Here is a 14,109-nt window from a genome sequence, read left to right as displayed (position 1 = left end):
ATTTTATATGACGACTGACAATTCAGACATCGCGGGTCTCCTAACGATAACTTCATTCAATCAATTGCTTGAATGATAGCTATTTTGCTGTGCCAGACAATCCGGAAAGCTTCTTTTGATGTTTGAGACCTTTCTCTCTGCCGAACCCATGATCCGCCTTGCTGCCTTTCTGGGTGTGCTTGTGGCTATGGCCCTCTGGGAAGTCGCGGCGCCGCGGCGTCGGCGGCAGATCCCGCGGGTGATCCGTTGAACGAACAACCTCGCGCTGGTGGCCGTCGACACGATCATCTTGCGGCTCTCATTTCCGATCGTAGCGGTCGGCCTTGCCGTCATGGCTGAAGAACGGGGCTGGGGGTTCTTTAATAACTTTGACTTGCCCGTCTGGGTGGCAATTACCGCCTCAATGCTGCTGCTTGATCTGGCGATCTACCTACAGCACGTGATGTTCCACGCGGTCCCCGGCCTCTGGCGGCTGCACCGCATGCATCACGCCGACCTCGAGTTCGATGCGACAACAGGGTTGCGGTTCCACCCGGTTGAAATTCTCATCTCGATGGGCATCAAGCTCGCGGTGGTCGCCGCCATCGGCCCGCCCGCCGTGGCAGTGCTGCTGTTCGAGGTGGTCTTGAACGCGACCGCGATGTTCAACCACGCCAATATCCACCTGCCGCGCCCGGTGGATCGGATACTACGCCTTTTTGTGGTGACCCCTGACATGCACCGTGTTCACCATTCCGTCGATCCACGTGAGACCAACTCGAATTACGGCTTTAACCTGCCGTGGTGGGACCACCTTTTGGGGACGTATGTTGCGCAGCCAGCCAAAGGGCATGAGGGGATGGAGATCGGGATTGAGCAGTTCCGCAAGCGCCGGGACCTCTGGCTTGATCGCATGCTGATCCAGCCGGTTCGCGGCCCAGCCTCGGGCGGCGCACTCGACCCGAAGGTCACGACGAAAGAGCCTGTCGATTGATCAGAGTTCATCCGGAATGGGCCTGGCGCGGGCCCGTCATATTCAGAACTGCGTGCGAGACACACCCACGTTGTCCGACTCGTCAGCGGGCCAAAAGCGCAAAGCTGCTACGATCCCGAACGCAGCCAAACCCCCCAGCAGTATAAACGCCGGAGCCGTTCCGAATGCGGTCATGGTCCAACCTGCCAAAGGATAAGTGACCAGCCAGCAGGCATGAGACAACGCGAATTGCGCTGCAAATACAGCAGGCCGGTCTTCTGGCTGGGCTGATCGGCGCAAGAGACGGCCCGAGGGTGTCAAAACCGCAGAATTGCCCAGACCGATAAGCATCCAAATCGTCAGCAGGAGAGGCCAAGATAAGCCGAAACCTATGATGCCCGCTGCGATCCCAAACAGAGCCAGCATCATCAGCCAAGCCCCTGTCAACATGACGGGTCTATCCGGGAGTTTGTCCAGCACTCTGGGCAGAGCCAGCGCCGCGATCATGCTGCCAGCCCCGAAGGCAAACATCGACCAAGCCAGTGCTATATCATCAAGCCCCAGTTGCCCCCGCACCAACACTACCGAGTTTACCAGAACCATCGCGCCCGCAGACGACACAGCGAGGTTCAGCCCCAGCAGTCCGCGCAACCGGGGCGTTGCGAGGTAGATCCGAAGCCCCCGCGTGGTGCGATCATAAATCCCGCGCGCGACTGTCGCCTTGGGAACGGGCAGAATGACCGTCAACACCAGCAGCGCCGAGGCCCCAAAACCCGCGACCGTCCCAAGAAACAGGGTGTTATAGCTCATCACCGCCAGCAGCACAGCGGCCAGCGCGGGCGAGATGATGTTTTCCAGATCATAGGCCAAGCGGGACAAGGACAGAGCCCTGGTATAGCGCGCCTCATCCGGTAGCACGTCAGGGATGGTTGCCTGAAAGGTCGGCGTGAAGGCGGCTGAGGCCGATTGCAGGAAGAAGATCAGGATATAGATCTGCCAAACCTCGGTTACGAAGGGGAGGGCCAAGGCCACCGCAGCCCGCACCAAGTCCAACGTGACCAATAGAGCACGGCGCGGCAGACGCTCGGCAAAGGCGCCGGCAATTGGCGCGATGCCGACATAGGCCACCATTTTGATCGTGAAGACGGTGCCAAGCACCATGGCAGCCCGATCCCCGGCCAGATCATAGGCCAATAGGCCAAGCGCCATCGTTGCCAATCCAGTGCCAAGTAACGCGACAACTTGGGCAAAGAACAGATGTCTGTAGGTGCGGTCCGATAGAACAGCCAGCATGATGCCCTCAGAGGTAACGGGTGATAGCTTTGAGTTCCGCACGGTCACTCTCGGAGCCATCGACCTCAAGGCAATGGTCGATGTGGTCATGGATCAACACGCGTTTGGCGTTGGTCACGGCCTTCTCGACGGCTTGCAACTGCTGGGCCACATCAACGCAAGGCTTGCCTGCTTCCAACATCGCGATCACCGCACGCAGATGCCCATCGGCACGTTTCAGCCGGGCAATGAGGGCGGGATGACTTGCATGAATATGGGTATCTGACATACTAAGACTCTATCCCCCTGGGGGGGATAGAGCAAGACGGCGAAAAGCGCCGCGTAATTGACGAGAGGGCAGACAGGACAGATGACTTTTCTACGGACAACTGGGCAAGCCGCTTTTGCGATGCTCCTCTGTATGGCCGTGCTCGTCTGGTCCGTGGTGCCGACCTCTTCCCATGTTCCTGCGGTGTTGGATGTTCTTCAAGAACATGAACAGATGATCGCGGATCACGGGCACTCTCACGGGTTAGAAGAAGACCTTGCTTGGGCCATGCACGGGCACAGCCACGACCGTGCGGACCATGATCATAGCCAAGCCGTCGTGTTTGGCCGCGCCTTGGCCGCGCAACCTGTTGAGGTCTACAGGGCCGCTTGGCGGCTGAGTGTCGCTTCTGCAAATTCCTCAAGGGTCTACCTGATCGAACGACCGCCGCGCGTGTGACTGGCCGCGCCACTGGCGCTCCCATTCCTCACAAATCACATACGCGGAGTTCAACCTATGAACACAGTCCCACGGGGCTGGACCGATTTTGGCGCACGCCGGATCGCGATCCTGTCCCTTGTCACAGTTACCTTGCTCATTCAGAGCGCAAGCTATGCCATGGCGCATAACGTCACGCCCGGGGATGCGGGCTATATTCAGGAAATCTGGGGGGTGAACATCATTCCCTTCATGTATCTCGGTGCCAAACACATGGTGACGGGTTACGACCACATCCTGTTTTTGTTTAGCGTCGTCTTCTTTCTCTACAAGATGAAAGACGTCGGCATCTATGTCAGCATCTTTGCTGTGGGGCATTCGACGACGATGCTGGCGGGTGTCTGGTTCGGCTGGGGCATCAACGCCTATATCGTTGATGCCATCATCGGTCTGTCGGTCGTCTATAAGGCGCTCGACAACCTTGGCGCTTATCAACGCTGGTTCGGCGTGCAGCCCAATACCAAGGTCGCCACGCTGATCTTTGGCTTCTTCCACGGCACCGGTCTGGCCACCAAGCTTCTCGACTACGAGATCGCCCCGGACGGCCTATTGGCTAACCTTCTGGCGTTCAACGTGGGCGTTGAGATGGGCCAACTGATGGCGCTTGCCGTCATCCTTATCGTCATGGGCTTTTGGCGAAAATCACCCAACTTCTTCCGCCAAGCCTACACCGCAAACGTCATCATGATGGCCATGGGGTTCATCCTCATGGGCCTTCAAATCACCGGCTATTTCGTAGCCGCTTAACCAATTAGGAAAACCACATGTTCAACGCAGAAAAACCAAGCCTCAACGAATTGCCAACCTCCGCGCAACTCATCCGCTCCACTGCCATTGCTGCGGCCAGTGCCGCAGTGATCCTCGTGACCGTTGTGCTGCCCGCGGAATACGACATCGACCCTACGGGGATCGGCGGCGTGCTCGGTCTGGCCGAAATGGGCGAGATCAAAAGCCAGCTTGCCGCAGAGGCCGACGCGGACCGCATCAAAGCGCTGGAAGAGCAGGGCGCGCTTGTGCCCCAAGAGCAGTCAAGCCTGATGAACGACATCTTCAGCGTCTTCGTCGGGGCCGCCCATGCAGAAGAAGTGCCGTCTGAACCCGTGCAAGAATGGCGCGATGAGATCACCTTTACACTCGCCCCCGGCGAGTCTGCCGAGTGGAAGTTGGTGATGGAAGAAGGCCAGACCGCGGAATATGTCATGTTGGTCGACGGGGGGCGCGTGAACTTTGACCTGCACGGTCATGGCTCGGGCCAATCCGAGACCTATGAAAAGGGCCGCGGCTCGACAGGCGAAGAGGGCGAAATCACCGCCGGTTTCGCAGGCCAGCACGGTTGGTTCTGGCGCAACCGTGACAAGACTGAGGTGACTGTGACCGTTCAGGTGCGCGGCGAATACGACGAATTCAAAGACGCCAGCTAAACCGCGTGGCTGCCGGCCCTTTGAGGAGGGTCGGCAGCCTATCCGGCGCGGGGCGCGAGAATAATCACCGCTGCGCCAAGAATACAAAGACCCGCCCCGGCCGCATCCCAAAGATCAGGCCGCTGCCCTTCTACAGCCCACATCCACGCCAGCGAAGCCGCGATATAAATGCCGCCATAGGCCGCAAAAGCGCGCCCGGCGAACCCGGCTTCGACCAAGGCCAACAACCCCGCAAACAGCGCCAAGCTGAGCAGCCCCGGCACCAGCCATAGCGGCGAAGCGCCGCGCCACCACGCCCAGACCGCGAAACACCCGACGATCTCAGCCAATGCCGCAAGCGGATAGAGCAGGGCAGCGGGCATCAGGCGGTGGTCCCGTGATCGGCAAGGCATTCTTCATGGTCGCGCAGCACCTCAAGAATGCGACAATCAGCCACCCGATCCGCATTGCACGCCCCGATCATGCGCTGCAATTCAACGCGGAGGGCTTCGAGCCGCACCAGCCGCGCCTCGACGTCGCGAAGTTGCTTTTGGGCGATCGCATCGACCTCAGCGCAGGACCGGTCTGGCGTGTCAGAGAGGTCCAACAACTCCCGAATTGCCTCGAGCGAAAAGCCGAGCTGGCGGGAATGACGGATGAAAGAGAGACGGTCCAGTTCCGCATCGCCGTAACGCCGCTGGCCGCCTTCGGTCCGGCCGGGCTCGGGCATCAGACCTATCTGTTCGTAATACCGGATCGTCTGCACTTTGGTGCCGGTGCGTTTTGCGAGTGTGCCGATGGCAAGCATATCTGGTCCTTTCAACTCTACAGTGTGTGTAGATTTTTCCAGGGTTTCACGCAAGCCAGCAGTCGGAACGTCTTTGAACGGGGTGAGTCCAAAAGCTGAAAGTTCTACAACTCGTTTTACCATGTCCCGCCACGAGTCCAGTTTCGACTTATCGCAATGGAGGTCGATCATGAGAAAAAAGTTCCTAAAAACGCTTGAAGCTACAGTTCCTGTAGGTCGTATCTCCGCAGCTGATTATGGATCAGATTGGAATCAGAAATGGTGGAAAGCAGCGAAGCACCACGGGAATGGCGGGTCTCGGGAATGGACTGTGGCGCCTGCGCGGCCAAGGTTCGCGGCGCGGTCGAGCGCTTGCCGGGGGTTGCGAATGTTGATGTCACGCTGATGTCCGAGCGGCTGCGAGTGACGCTGCATGAGGGCGAAACATCGCCCGAGCAGATCGAGAAAGCCGTGCGCGGCATCGGTTTTGGCATCTCTCCGAAGGGGGCAAAGGCAGAGAGGCCGAAGGGCGGTTTCATCCTGCCGGACGATGCGATCATCGGCGCGGCAGCGGCACTGCCTCAGGACACTACGCCCGAAGAGGCATCCAGCGCCGCTTGGTATCAAACCGCGAAAGGCCGCTTGGTCCTCGGCAGCGGAGCTTTGCTTGCAGCAGCATGGGCATCATGGCTTTACCTGCCGGCTCAGGTATCCCACTGGGGATTTGTTATCGCTACGCTGATCGGGCTGATCCCTGTCGCCCGTCGCGCGGTTGCCATGGCGAGGGTGGGCATGCCGTTTACCATCGAAATGCTGATGACGATCGCCGCGAGTGGTGCGTTGGTGATCGGAGAGTCGGAGGAAGCCGCGTTGGTAGTCTTTCTTTTTGCCGTAGGCGAATTGTTGGAGGGTGTCTCCGCCGGCAAGGCGCGCAATAGCATTCGGGCTCTGACAAACTTGGTGCCGAAGTCGGCGCGGCTTGAGGTCGGCCGCAAAACGCGGGAGGTGGCGGCTGAGACACTCCGTGTCGGGCAGATTGTGCAGGTGCGCCCCGGTGATCGAGTGCCATGTGACGGCGAAGTGGTCAGCGGCACTTCGGGCGTCGACGAAAGCCCCGTAACAGGCGAGAGCGTGCCTCGGCTCAAAGAGCCGGGATCGGATGTCTTTGCCGGGTCGATCAACACCGAAGCCATGTTGCGCGTGCGGGTTGCCAAAGCCGCTGCGGACAATACCATCGCCCGCATCGTGCGGCTGGTGGAAGAGGCCGAAAGTGCCCGAGCGCCGACCGAGCGTTTCATTGATCGGTTCAGCCGCGTCTACATGCCCGCTTTAGTTGGCATGGCCGCTTTGGTGGCCGTAGTGCCGCCGCTCGTTTTCGGAGGCGCTTGGGGCGAATGGGTCTATCGAGCGCTGGCTTTGCTGCTGATCGGTTGCCCCTGTGCGCTGGTGATCTCGGTGCCTGCGTCGATCACCTCGGCCCTGTCCACCGGGGCGCGCAACGGGTTGCTGATGAAGGGCGGCGCGGTGATTGAAGCTGCGGCGCAGATCACCCAGATCGCCTTTGACAAGACCGGGACGCTGACCCAAGGCAAGCCGCGGGTAACCGACGTGCAGGTGCTTGTAGGAAATGAAGACGATCTATTGTCCCTTGCCGCCGGTGTCGAGAACGGCGCAAGCCACCCACTTGGCCAGGCAATTTGCGGCGCAGCTAATGCGCGTGAAATTGAGGCCGCTGCCGCGACACAGTCCCGCGCCTTGCCCGGCAAAGGGGCCGAGGCGTTGATCGCCGGGGCGACCATCTGCGTCGGTTCGCCCCGTTTGGCGGCAGAGCGCGGGGCGCTGTCAGACACATTGCGCGCCCAAGTGGAAACGCTCGAAGCACAGGGTAAAACCGTGGTAATCGTGTTGCGCGATGACTTGGCCCACGGTCTCATCGCGCTGCGCGATGAACCGCGTGCCGATGCCGCAGAGGCGGTGGCGCAATTGAACGCCTTGGGAATTTCGTCGGTGATGCTCACTGGGGACAACCAACGCACAGCAGCGGCCATCGCTGAAGGGCTGGGTATAGACCACCGTGCTGAGTTGATGCCCGAAGATAAGGTCGCGGCCATTCAAAACCTCACGGCTGAGGCGAAGGTCATGATGATCGGCGACGGCATCAATGACGCCCCTGCATTGGCCGCAGCGCACGTGGGTGTCGCAATGGGCTCCGGCACCGATGTGGCGCTCGAGACCGCCGATGCCGCGATCTTGCGTGACCGGGTGACAGACGTGCCCGGCCAGATCCGTCTCGCCCGCGCCGCGATGGGCAATATTCGGCAGAATATCGCCATAGCGCTCGGGCTAAAGGTCGTGTTCCTTGTCACCACAGTGCTCGGCATTACCGGTCTTTGGATCGCGATCTTGGCGGATACCGGGGCGACCGTTCTGGTCACGCTCAACGCCCTGCGGCTGCTGTATTTCCGCCCCTCCACCGCCGAGCGGTTGGCCATCCTCGGCCGCCGCCCTACAACCCATGCGACCGCCCAAACGACCGCTTGAACCTTTGAAAGGACTTCTCATGTTTCTCACACGACGTAGCCTGCTGGCCTGTTCCGCAAGCTTTGCCGCCGCACCATTTGCGGCATGGGCCGAACAAAAGCCTGCGATCCACGTGATGAAAGACCCGAACTGTGGCTGCTGTTCGGCGTGGATCGAGATTCTGGAGAACGAAGGTTTTGCCGTCACCACCGAACGCAGCATGGGAACGCTCTTGATCAAATACAAGCAAGACAACGGCATCCCGCAGGAAATGGCCTCTTGTCACACCGGAAAGATCGATGGCTATATGATCGAAGGTCACGTCCCACCTGCCGACATCCGCAACCTGCTGGCCGAGCGCCCAGATGCCATCGGTCTTGCCGTGCCGGGGATGCCCTATGGCTCGCCGGGGATGGGGCCGGAGAGTGAGCGCGACGCCTATGACGTCTATCTGATTGCCCGTGATGGCAGCAGCGAGGTGTTCTCAAGCTATGACGCTGCATAGGACCCTGCGCTGAGAATTGCTGAGTGTCGTGTTCACAGGAACATGCATGTCGGCTCTCGGGTTTTCACCCTGTTACCCAATCAGGGAGTAAGATCATGCAAGTTCAGGAAATCATGACGAGCAACCCGACCTGCTGCGGCCCCGACGCCTCGGTTCAGGAGGCCGCGAAGCTGATGGATGACAATTCGGTCGGCTCCATTCCGGTGGTGAACGACGCCGGCGCGCCGTTTGCCGTTGTTACGGATCGCGACATTTGCTGCGGTGCGGTTGCGCAGGGAAAAGGCCCCGATACGCGCGCGTCTGACGTCATGTCAAAAGACGTGCTGACTACCGCGCCCGACGATGATGTCGAGGAGTGCTGCACCAAGATGGAAGAGAAGCAGGTAAGGCGTGCAGTAGTCACTGATGCGGCTGGTAAATGCTGCGGCATCGTCGCACAGGCCGATGTGGCACGGGAAGCCAGCGGCAAAGAAACAGCAAAACTGGTGCAGAAAATCTCCCGTGACGAAAAAACATCGGGCTGCTGCTAACCAGGCTTTGCTTTGCTTGCGGGGCAAGACATCAAAACGCGGGGCGCCCCGCGTTTTGATACACATTGCATTAAAGGGAAAGGCTGATGGCACATGATCATGCTCATATTGACCCCGAGAGCGGCGACCGCAAAGTATCATTGGCCATCTGGGCGAATGCCCTACTGACCGTGGCGCAAATCATTGGCGGTATTCTTGCGGGGTCGCTCGCGCTTATTGCGGACGCGCTGCATAATTTTTCCGATATGGCGTCGCTTGTCATCGCCTTCGTTGCACGTAAGATCGCGCGGCGCCCGGCAGATGCTCGGATGACATTTGGCTATGGCCGGATCGAAATCGTCGCGGCGCTGATTAACTACACCACGCTTATTCTCGTTGGAGTATATTTGATCTACGAAGGCGGGATGCGCATGATTGATCCACCTCAGGTGGCAGGGTGGACGGTAGTCATTCTGGGTGGTGTCGCGCTCATGGTCGATACGCTGACGGCGCTGCTGACCTATTCGATGCAAAAGGGCAGCGTTAACATCAGGGCCTTGTTCTTGCACAACCTGTCGGATGCGCTGGCTTCGGTAGCGGTAATCATTGGTGGCACACTGATCATTCTATATGACCTTCGGTGGGTCGATCCCGCGATCACCATCGGTATCGCGCTTTACATCCTTTACCTCGCACTTACCGAAATCGGGAGCCCGATCCGCATGCTGATGCTGGGCAGCCCGCCCGACATGGATGCTGGCGCAGTGGTTAAGGCGATGACCGATGTCGAGGGCGTCCGCGATGTGCATCACGTCCATCTCTGGCAGATGCAAGAGCATGAAGTGGCGCTTGATTGTCATGTGGTGTTGAGCGGACGAGATTGGACGGACTTGGAGGTTGTAAAGCAGGCGGTCAAGAAAAGTCTCGCAGACGAATTCGGCATTGGCCACTCGAGTCTTGAATTTGAAACTTCTGGGAATTCCCATAAGCATGCCGCGCTGTTCGGGCATGAAGGCGGTGCGACGGGCGCTGGCGAAGAGGGAGAACTCAGTGATCGGGCGTCGCACGACCGCTGAGGTCGCTTGCCATGCGCTGCGTCTTGCTGATCTATGAGCGTGCGGCGTTTTGCGCACCCTCACTTTCTGGTGAGGGGATCGACAGCAACACATCGGGTCCCTATATCTCTTCCATGCGCATCCTGCTTCGCCTTGCCACATTCTGCCTCTCGCTCGTGCTTTTAACGGGCATCTTGGCGCATGATTTGGCGGCGGCGAACATGTCGATGCAGATGTCAGGTGTGACCTCATCCGCAATAATGGAAGAGGACGGTGGCTGCACCGCTTGTTTGCAGGAAAATCAAGGCGAAGCGGTGTGCGACATTGATTGCACAGCACCCGTCTTTGTGACCTCGCAGATGCTTCAGTCCCAACCCGAAAGCGTCCAGGGCTTCTTTGTGCCGGTGCCGGGCGATCTTGACCTCACCGGGGTCGATCCCGGGTCTGATCCTTTCCCACCGCGAACCATCTCCCTGAGTTGACCGGCCGCACCCAAGGGTGACGGCCCGGTTTCGCGACGCTTGCTGCCAACGGGCAGCGGCGCGCTCGACCCTACCTGTCACTTTCGGGAACGACCCTCATGCCTATTCAATCCACTCGCGCGATGTCGCGCAGGCGTGTGCTGACCGGCGGACTTGCCGCAGTTGGTGCCACGCTGATCCTACCTGATCCCTCTTTCGCGCTATCAAAAGGGGTGCCGATCCAAGCCTTGGGTTTCGACGGCGCCGTGCTTGTCGCGGCCTCAAAGCGCAGGCTATGGCACCTGTCATCTTCGCAAGAAGCCAAGCCTTCGCCGGTGGAGCGCTCAATTGCCGCAATCGCAAGCCATCCCGAGACTCCTGGCACGATGTTCGCGGCAATCGATCCTGTCGGGCTCATGCGCAGTCGCGATGGGGGCAGCACATGGGCCGACGCCGGCGCGGGCCTGCCCGCGACCCGCGTCACGGCACTGACCCATAGTGCGCTCGAGCCAGACATGCTCTACGCCGCTCTTGCAGAGGACGGGCTTTGGCGCAGCATAGATGCGGGTGAAAGCTGGGAGTTCGTCATGGATCGGCCCTACCTCAACGGGGCTGAACGCGAAGTGCTGACGCTCGCATCGGTTGGCAATCCGACCGGCATGGGCGGCATCTGGCTCTATGCCGGAACCGACGCCGGGCTGACCCGCGTGCCTGATTGCTTTTGCCGCTGGCAGGATGTGACACCGGGCGACGCGATGGATGCGCTGGCTGCGGGCAAGACACCGCCGTCTGCCGAACCCTTGCCTGAGGGACAGTCTGTCCGCCATCTCGCGCTGTCGCCCAAAGCGTCTGAACGGCTCTATGCCGGGCTGGAAAGCGGCCTTTGGACGTCGACAGATGCTGGAGTGAATTGGACGCGCGCAGCGGCGGGAAAGATCGACGCGCTGGCTGTCGATCCTGTCGACCCTCAGCATCTTGCCGCCGTTCGCGACGGCATTCTTTCCGTCAGCCGCGATGGCGGCATGACCTTTGAACCTCTCAACATCCCTCAAGGAGATCAGACATGAACAGGAAATACACCTTCGGCGCGGCCGCGGCCGTAGCCGCCGCCGGTATCATCGGCTTTGCCACCTTCGGCATGGCTGAAAGCGACAAGACGACGCCCGCCGACACTGCGGCAAGCACCGTCCCCGCAGATCGCCAAATGACCATCTGGCGCGATCCGTCCTGCGGCTGCTGCGATGCTTACGCCGATTATGCCGAAGAGAATGGCTATCACGTCACCCGTATTGACGACCGGAATTTCGACAAACGCTCGGTCGAGGTCGGCGTGCCAGAACAGGGGCTGGGGTGCCACCTTGCCGAGGTCGATGGCTACTACGTCAGCGGTTTGGTGCCTGTTGAGATTATCCAGCGTCTGACATCCGAGCGCCCCGAGGTCACCGGCATCACGCTGCCCGGTATGCCCCAGAACGCGCCCGGCATGGCAGGCAAGAGCGGCACGCTCAAGACCTACGCCTTCGGTGAGGACGGCGTGGCCGTGTATTCAAATGAATGAGGATAGAATGATGGGCATGATGAACGGGCCGATGTCGGTCGGAATGATTATCGTCTGTGGCCTGCTCTTCCTCTTGGTGCTAGCGGTGCTGGTGCTGGGTGTGCTGGCCTTGATCAAATACCTGCGGCGGCCCGCATGAACCGGTTGGGTCTGACCGCCGCTATCGGTGTCGCGGGCGCGGCGGCGGTCGCTGTCTGGGCCGGGGGGAAGGAGGACAGCCCTCCGGCGCTCGCCGTGTTCGGCGTGCCGGTGGACGCAGAGATGATTGAGCTTGGCGCGGGACTCTATGAGGAGACCTGCGCCTCCTGCCACGGCACAGACCTCGAGGGCCAACCTGACTGGCGCAGGCGGCTCGACAATGGCCGCATGCCCGCACCGCCGCATGATGAAACGGGTCATACATGGCACCACGCGGATCAGCAGCTTTTCGACATTACCAAGAACGGGCTGGCCTCGGTTGTGCCCGGTTATGAAAGCGACATGCCGGTGTTTGATGGCATTTTAAGCGATGACGAAATTACGGCGATCCTCGGCTATATCAAGAGCACTTGGCCCGAGCGGGAACGCGACTATCAAGCCGAGATTACCTCCAGAAGCGAGGAGGGATCATGAGCGGTATTGAGCGAAATGTCCGCAAGCCGCGATGGTTTGTGCTAATCGCCGCACTTCCTGTGACGGTCTTCGTAGCAATCGCAGCGGCCTTCCTGTGGGGGCTGTTCAACAATGAAGACAGCCTTCCCAGCACAATGCTCGGCCGGGACATCCCGGAGTTTGATCTGCCCCCCATTGACGGACGCGAAAACGGCTTGTCTGCGGCAGATCTGCACGGCGAAGTTTCACTGGTGAACGTCTGGGCTTCTTGGTGCGTGCCATGCCGGGTTGAGATGCCGCTGCTGGTGGAACTGGCCCAAACGAAAACCGTGCTGATCCACGGTATCAACCTCAAGGACAAGCCCGCTGCCGCCCGAAGATTCTTGGCTGAGCTTGGCGACCCCTATGACCGGATCGGTGCCGATAGTTCTGGCCGGACCTCAATCGACTGGGGCGTCTATGGCGTGCCGGAAACCTTTGTTATCGATGCCGAAGGGAGCATCGCTTACAAACATGTCGGTCCATTTGACCGGCAGTCTCTGGAGAACGACATTCTTCCAGTGGTGCGTCGTCTGCAACAGGAGCAGGGGGCGTGAAGCGGCGCGTTTTTCTGGGCGGCGCACTGGCGCTTGGGTCCACGCCTGTCGCGGCGCGGACCCTGATGGTAGAGCATCAAAAGCCTTTACCTATGCTGTCGCCGCCCATCACGGATGGGGCCGGGCGGAGCCTGACTTTGGCCGAGTTTCGTGGCCGGACGCTTTTGCTCAACATCTGGGCGACATGGTGCGCTCCCTGCCGCCATGAGATGCCAACCCTTGACCGGCTTCAGGAACGATTGGGTGGCCCGGAGTTTCACGTTCTTGCACTCTCAATCGACAAGGGCGGGTTCGACGCTGTGCGCGCGTTCTATACGGAGATCGGCATCACGCATCTCGACCTTTATCTGGCAAACCAGTTGCGGGGGATGATGGCCTTTGGCGTTGTCGGCCTGCCCACAACACTGCTGGTTAACCCCCAAGGCCGCGAGGTTGCCCGCAAGATTGGCCCCGCTGCGTGGGACAGCCGGGCAGCAATTTCTCAAATCCAACGCGTCATTACAAAAGGATGAACCCAACTATGACCCATTTTGTAAAAGCGAACCGGCCCTCATTCGCGATCACCATGCCTTCGCGGCGCCAGATCCTCATGCTGACCGGCTTTGCCGCCATCGGTGGAGGTGCAGCGCTGAATTGGGAGTGGTTGACCGCCGTGGGGGCCGCGCCCTTGCTCCTCAGTCTCGCCCCTTGTGCCGCCATGTGCGCCCTAGGGCTGTGCATGCGCGGCGGCTCTGGCTGCGCCAAAAACGATCCGGTGGCAAAACCGGACACCTCGACAGACTAAACCTCAATCGAAAGGAACTAACATGACCTACACAGTGAAACTTACCACCGCAGCCCTGACAGGTTTGCTGCTTGTCGCCACTATCGCTCAGGCGCAGGAGGCTAAACCCGAGACCGGGGATATGCCGATGGCCGATGGCGAGCATATGAAAGGCGACATGGCTGACATGAAGGGCATGGAAGGGATGATGCCCATGATGAAAATGATGGCCGAGATGGGGCCGATGATGGAGACCTGCAACGAGATGATGCAGTCCATGAAAGAGCATATGGAAACGCCCCATACCGAAGATCAAAAAGGCTGACGCCCTTGGTTCGCCCGTCCAGGAGGCGGGCGAACCACCAGTGAAAGAC

20 protein-coding genes and 1 pseudogene are annotated in these 14,109 nt (G+C 59.8%); 17 read left to right on the top strand and 4 right to left on the bottom strand.

What is annotated here, in order from left to right; all coding sequences use genetic code 11:
- Positions 1–118: 118 nt before the first annotated feature.
- Positions 119–973 (top strand): annotated as a pseudogene (locus AB1495_RS15765) (sterol desaturase family protein).
- Positions 974–1,015: 42 nt separating this feature from the next.
- Here AB1495_RS15765 and AB1495_RS15760 read toward each other — a convergent pair.
- Together AB1495_RS15760 and AB1495_RS15755 are read right to left on the bottom strand one after the other, a co-directional pair.
- The gene (locus AB1495_RS15760; RefSeq protein ID WP_074637714.1) at positions 1,016–2,245 is read right to left on the bottom strand and encodes an MFS transporter; all 1,230 of its coding nucleotides are present in this window, start codon (positions 2,243–2,245) and stop codon (positions 1,016–1,018) included.
- Positions 2,246–2,252: 7 nt separating this feature from the next.
- Positions 2,253–2,513, bottom strand: coding sequence for a metal-sensing transcriptional repressor (locus AB1495_RS15755; RefSeq protein WP_074637716.1), 261 nt, complete (start codon positions 2,511–2,513; stop codon positions 2,253–2,255).
- 81 nt (positions 2,514–2,594) lie between these two features.
- On the opposite strand from AB1495_RS15755, the gene AB1495_RS15750 reads away from it, so the two are divergent.
- The 3 genes from AB1495_RS15750 to AB1495_RS15740 are packed head-to-tail and all read left to right on the top strand — an operon-like array spanning position 2,595 to position 4,411.
- A complete protein-coding gene (locus tag AB1495_RS15750) occupies positions 2,595–2,951 on the top strand; it encodes a hypothetical protein (protein WP_074637717.1) in 357 nt (118 codons plus the stop codon).
- Positions 2,952–3,008: 57 nt separating this feature from the next.
- Positions 3,009–3,737 (top strand): HupE/UreJ family protein, encoded by a 729-nt coding sequence (locus AB1495_RS15745; protein ID WP_074637719.1) that lies wholly within the window; start codon positions 3,009–3,011, stop codon positions 3,735–3,737.
- A gap of 17 nt (positions 3,738–3,754) precedes the next feature.
- A complete protein-coding gene (locus AB1495_RS15740) occupies positions 3,755–4,411 on the top strand; it encodes a transmembrane anchor protein (RefSeq protein WP_074637721.1) in 657 nt (218 codons plus the stop codon).
- Positions 4,412–4,449: 38 nt separating this feature from the next.
- Here the strand turns inward: AB1495_RS15740 and AB1495_RS15735 are convergent, their stop codons facing one another.
- Positions 4,450–4,773 carry a YnfA family protein gene (locus tag AB1495_RS15735; protein ID WP_074637723.1) on the bottom strand — a complete coding sequence of 108 codons (324 nt, stop codon included), beginning with the start codon at positions 4,771–4,773 and terminating at the stop codon, positions 4,450–4,452.
- Complete coding sequence (locus AB1495_RS15730; RefSeq protein ID WP_074637724.1) at positions 4,773–5,198, bottom strand: helix-turn-helix domain-containing protein; 426 nt, start codon at positions 5,196–5,198, stop codon at positions 4,773–4,775. Before AB1495_RS15730 ends, AB1495_RS15735 begins: the two co-directional genes overlap by 1 nt.
- 303 nt (positions 5,199–5,501) lie before the next feature.
- Here AB1495_RS15730 and AB1495_RS15725 point away from each other — a divergent pair, with 303 nt between their 5' ends.
- The 13 genes from AB1495_RS15725 to AB1495_RS15665 all read left to right on the top strand — a co-directional run bounded on the left by AB1495_RS15725 (position 5,502) and on the right by AB1495_RS15665 (position 14,060).
- Positions 5,502–7,718, top strand: a complete 2,217-nt coding sequence (locus AB1495_RS15725; protein WP_139283874.1) for a heavy metal translocating P-type ATPase — start codon at positions 5,502–5,504, stop codon at positions 7,716–7,718.
- A gap of 19 nt (positions 7,719–7,737) precedes the next feature.
- Positions 7,738–8,202, top strand: a complete 465-nt coding sequence (locus tag AB1495_RS15720) for a DUF411 domain-containing protein (RefSeq protein ID WP_074637727.1) — start codon at positions 7,738–7,740, stop codon at positions 8,200–8,202.
- A 95-nt stretch (positions 8,203–8,297) separates the two neighbouring features.
- Complete coding sequence (locus AB1495_RS15715; protein ID WP_074637729.1) at positions 8,298–8,732, top strand: CBS domain-containing protein; 435 nt, start codon at positions 8,298–8,300, stop codon at positions 8,730–8,732.
- An 86-nt stretch (positions 8,733–8,818) separates the two neighbouring features.
- Positions 8,819–9,787: a cation diffusion facilitator family transporter gene (locus tag AB1495_RS15710; RefSeq protein WP_074637730.1), complete on the top strand. Its 969-nt coding sequence runs from the start codon at positions 8,819–8,821 to the stop codon at positions 9,785–9,787.
- A 23-nt stretch (positions 9,788–9,810) separates the two neighbouring features.
- Entirely contained in the window at positions 9,811–10,248 is a 438-nt protein-coding gene (locus AB1495_RS15705; protein WP_244269069.1) for a hypothetical protein, read from the top strand.
- 98 nt (positions 10,249–10,346) lie between these two features.
- Positions 10,347–11,294 carry an exo-alpha-sialidase gene (locus tag AB1495_RS15700; RefSeq protein WP_244269071.1) on the top strand — a complete coding sequence of 316 codons (948 nt, stop codon included), beginning with the start codon at positions 10,347–10,349 and terminating at the stop codon, positions 11,292–11,294.
- A complete protein-coding gene (locus AB1495_RS15695; RefSeq protein ID WP_074637732.1) occupies positions 11,291–11,785 on the top strand; it encodes a DUF411 domain-containing protein in 495 nt (164 codons plus the stop codon). Before AB1495_RS15700 ends, AB1495_RS15695 begins: the two co-directional genes overlap by 4 nt.
- Positions 11,786–11,792: 7 nt before the next feature.
- Positions 11,793–11,924 carry a hypothetical protein gene (locus AB1495_RS15690; RefSeq protein WP_005848461.1) on the top strand — a complete coding sequence of 44 codons (132 nt, stop codon included), beginning with the start codon at positions 11,793–11,795 and terminating at the stop codon, positions 11,922–11,924.
- Positions 11,921–12,397, top strand: a complete 477-nt coding sequence (locus tag AB1495_RS15685; RefSeq protein ID WP_005848463.1) for a cytochrome c — start codon at positions 11,921–11,923, stop codon at positions 12,395–12,397. The genes AB1495_RS15690 and AB1495_RS15685 overlap by 4 nt, the downstream gene beginning before the upstream one ends.
- A complete protein-coding gene (locus AB1495_RS15680) occupies positions 12,394–12,972 on the top strand; it encodes a DsbE family thiol:disulfide interchange protein (protein WP_074637734.1) in 579 nt (192 codons plus the stop codon). The genes AB1495_RS15685 and AB1495_RS15680 overlap by 4 nt, the downstream gene beginning before the upstream one ends.
- On the top strand, positions 12,969–13,484 hold the full coding sequence (locus AB1495_RS15675; protein ID WP_074637736.1) for a TlpA disulfide reductase family protein: 516 nt from the start codon (positions 12,969–12,971) through the stop codon (positions 13,482–13,484). Before AB1495_RS15680 ends, AB1495_RS15675 begins: the two co-directional genes overlap by 4 nt.
- Before the next feature lie 53 nt (positions 13,485–13,537).
- Positions 13,538–13,756: a hypothetical protein gene (locus tag AB1495_RS15670; protein ID WP_039911275.1), complete on the top strand. Its 219-nt coding sequence runs from the start codon at positions 13,538–13,540 to the stop codon at positions 13,754–13,756.
- Between the two features lie 22 nt (positions 13,757–13,778).
- Positions 13,779–14,060 carry a hypothetical protein gene (locus AB1495_RS15665; RefSeq protein WP_074637740.1) on the top strand — a complete coding sequence of 94 codons (282 nt, stop codon included), beginning with the start codon at positions 13,779–13,781 and terminating at the stop codon, positions 14,058–14,060.
- Positions 14,061–14,109: the final 49 nt, after the last annotated feature.

It is taken from the genome of Sulfitobacter pontiacus (assembly GCF_040790665.1).
In the GTDB taxonomy this organism is placed as follows: domain Bacteria; phylum Pseudomonadota; class Alphaproteobacteria; order Rhodobacterales; family Rhodobacteraceae; genus Sulfitobacter; species Sulfitobacter pontiacus.
This window is presented reverse-complemented; position numbering and strand designations above follow the sequence as displayed.